Origin of the sequence: Microvirga roseola (assembly GCF_020866965.1) — a bacterium.
Taxonomy (GTDB): domain Bacteria; phylum Pseudomonadota; class Alphaproteobacteria; order Rhizobiales; family Beijerinckiaceae; genus Microvirga; species Microvirga roseola.
The window spans coordinates 1-2,482 of the sequence record NZ_JAJATX010000137.1 but is presented as its reverse complement, the minus strand read 5'-3'; the positions used below and the strand labels follow the sequence as shown (position 1 = coordinate 2,482).

Genomic DNA, 2,482 nt, shown 5'->3' with positions numbered 1-2,482 from the left:
ATGGATGGCGGAAGAGCTGAGGGAGCCAGCACCCATGAGATCAAGCGACCCTTCCTGGATAATCGTGTCACCCGTATAGGTGTTGGCCCCATAGATGCCGAGTATAGTGGCGCCTTGCTTGACGAGCGTGCCCGTGCCCTGGACGCTCGCAACCGAGAGGTCATCATGGAAGCTCTGCTCGAACGTCAGTGTGCCGTTGTTGACCACCGGTCCTGTGCCGAGTCCGCCGGAAAATGTCGTGATTCCTCCCCCGCGCCGATGAACGTGCCACCCGTATAGGTGTTGTTGCTTCTGAGGGTGATTGTTCCGCTTCCCTCCTTGTGGACCATTCCCGTTCCAGAGATGTTCTGAGTATAGAACCCATTCGCATCGCGGAATGTCAGCGTACCGCTGTTGGCGACAGGCCCGGATCCCAGACCTCCCGTGGTGACTAGGGTGCCGCCCCTGATCGTCGTCGTGCCGGAATAGGTGGTGGACCCGGTCAGCTGCAGAGTACCAGCACCGTCCTTGATGAGGTTTCCAGAGCCCGAGATCGCGCCACCTTGTGTGGCGCTTCCGGCTGCGACCTCGAAGGTGGTCGAGCCGGACGCGAGGGTAACGGAGTTGGCCAGATTAACACCGGCCGAATAGGCGAGCGTTCCGCCCATGCCGGACACGGAGGCTGCGCCGATGTTGCCGCTGGCTGCGAGGCTCAACTTGCCGCCTCTCAGCTCAACAGAGCCGGAGAGCCCGGAATTGTCACCGGTCAGCGTTGTCGTGCCGTTTCGGACCACGACCGTGCCAAAGCCTGAGATCGTCGGGGCAAACGTATAGGAGCCGCTGGTGTGGGAAAAGAGTATCCGTCCGGCTCCCTGGCCAAACACAACGGCGACTGCATCGAGGGTTCCAGGCGCCATAGGCTCCTGTTCATCGGAGACGTAGGAACTGTTGCCAATCCCGACGGCGAGGGTACCAGTCGAGCCCGGCTGGTTCGCAATGGTTACGGTCCCGAGGCCGTCATCCTGGCGGACAATACCCTGGCCGCTGATCGCCAGGATACCGTTGCCAGTCTCGCCGACAACCAAAGGACCAGTGTTCAGCCAGGTGCCCAGGATACGGACATAGGCGTTAATATCCGAAGACGACGGATCATGCGCGATGGAGGCTCCGCCGGCCGAGATAACCAGATTGGGGTGGTTAAGGAAGCGGACCGAGTAATAGGGGCGGGACCCTGTTCCAACAAGAAGTCTGCCAGTGATAGTTACTGGAACATTATAGCCCGAAGAGCTAGAAGAGTCGGAAGGGTATCTTACAGACAGATCGCCTTCGATAACCCATTGCGCGTGAGCAGCGGGCACACCGACCAGGGCCGTGCTGGCCAGGAGGGCGAGCCGCAGGAGGGCGCTCAGGCGGGCATGGGGGGACGAATTCAAGCGGGCCTCCTGGAGGATGCGGTGAGGTGCCGGTGGCCCGTCGCTGAACAGCAGGGCGGCAGAACGGTGTTATAAAAAGCCTAGTACAGGCTGGGCAAAGATGAGCAATTGCCATCCGCCCGCCTCAGAAAGGGGCTGGTACATTGTTGTTTTCTGGACTCAGGTAGCCTGCATCTAAGCAGAAGGACAGCTGGAGAACTTGGTACCGAAGTAACGTCACGATAGGAGCAGGCGCCTTAGGCGCAGAAATCCGTGTGACGCTCGTTATCGGATCGAATACTATCGCCTTCTCCATTAAAGGCATGAGTTGAATACCGTGAAGTAGGTCATCCGTGTCATGGGGCTGATTGGACTATGGGTAGACTGCCTCCGGTCCTCTCCTTGGGGACGGCTTTTGCATCACCGCTGGAGCACCGATGCTAAAGCGTCTTAAGGCGGAATGTCTCCTTGGGGTCACGAGGAGGAGATCGACGCAAAGTAGCGAACGTCTGGCTTAGCTCGGTAAGCTGACGAAGGCTTTGGAAGGAATGCTCAACATGGGTTTCCTGTCGGCATAAACGGCCAAGGTCCATTGCGGGGCTTCGTTTCAGGAGCACTGCAATGCAAGACAATACCGCTGACCATCTCTGCCGAACCACCACCCCCTGGAACTGGGGCAAGCTGATTGGACCCAAGCCGTCACTGAAAGCCAAAGAGATCTGGTCCATCCGGGTCAGGCTCCAGGTTGCTCATCGCATCCGGGATTTGGCTCTGTTCAATCTAGCCCTCGACAGCAAGCTGCGCGCCTGTGATCTGGTCGCGCTCCGCGTCGATGACGTGGCCCCTAATGGGCGAGTTCGATCCCGAGCTACTGTCATGCAGCGGAAGACAGGTCGCCCCGTTCAGTTCGAGATCACAGAGCAGACCCGCGAGGCTGTGGGTCGCTGGCGGGAGAAGAAGGACCTGAGGCTCAAGCAGCCAAAAGAAAACGTTCGGCGTGTGCCAAAACGAGACCTTCCGGGATTTTGGTTCGTGTCACTGCAAGATAGAAATGGCACTCAGCGTGCAAAGTAGAAATGACACCAGTGTAT

At 58.7% G+C, this 2,482-nt stretch carries 2 protein-coding genes and 1 pseudogene; 1 reads left to right on the top strand and 2 read right to left on the bottom strand.

Annotation, left to right across the window (positions count from 1 at the left end; genetic code table 11):
• Together LG661_RS24480 and LG661_RS25295 are read right to left on the bottom strand one after the other, a co-directional pair.
• On the bottom strand, positions 1-207 hold a 207-nt coding region (locus LG661_RS24480; RefSeq protein WP_230534604.1), incomplete at its 3' end, for an autotransporter-associated beta strand repeat-containing protein.
• Positions 186-1,412: an autotransporter-associated beta strand repeat-containing protein gene (locus LG661_RS25295; RefSeq protein WP_322098916.1), complete on the bottom strand. Its 1,227-nt coding sequence runs from the start codon at positions 1,410-1,412 to the stop codon at positions 186-188. The genes LG661_RS24480 and LG661_RS25295, both read right to left, overlap by 22 nt.
• A gap of 600 nt (positions 1,413-2,012) precedes the next feature.
• Here LG661_RS25295 and LG661_RS24465 point away from each other — a divergent pair.
• Positions 2,013-2,360: pseudogene (locus tag LG661_RS24465) on the top strand (integrase); the annotation flags it as partial.
• Positions 2,361-2,482: the final 122 nt, after the last annotated feature.